This is a genomic window from Phaeodactylibacter luteus, assembly GCF_007993045.1.
Lineage (GTDB): Bacteria > Bacteroidota > Bacteroidia > Chitinophagales > Saprospiraceae > Phaeodactylibacter > Phaeodactylibacter luteus.
The window spans coordinates 1-363 of sequence record NZ_VOOR01000232.1; the positions used below are offsets into that span (position 1 = coordinate 1).

The 363-nt window shown below is 57.6% G+C and carries 1 pseudogene; it reads left to right on the top strand.

Going from position 1 to position 363, the window contains the following annotated elements:
* Positions 1 to 162: 162 nt before the first annotated feature.
* Positions 163 to 363 (top strand): annotated as a pseudogene (locus FRY97_RS22120) (group II intron reverse transcriptase/maturase); the annotation flags it as partial.

Below are 363 nucleotides of genomic sequence, written 5' to 3' on the forward strand. Positions count from 1 at the left end.
CGCCATCGTTGCTAGTAACCGTTCCCGAGAGGCTAGCCTGAAGGCCTGAACGTGAATCGCCGGAACAACCGGTGGGTGTGGGATCGACTTGGACCGCCGACCGCTTTGCGGGGCGTAGTCAGTCCTACAGCTACCGCAAGGAAAGGCAAGAAATTTTGTTTTATGTTTTCATTACTTTACCGGATTTTGAGCAAGGACAACTTGCGAAGGGCCTACGACCGCGTCGTGGGCAACCGGGGAAGTAGTGGAGTAGACGGAGTTGGCGTAGACGGCCTAGCGGGGTATTTACGCGAACACTGGTCGCGCATTGAAGCGGAAATACGCGCTGGCACCTACCGCCCTGCGGCGGTCCGGGGCGTAGAA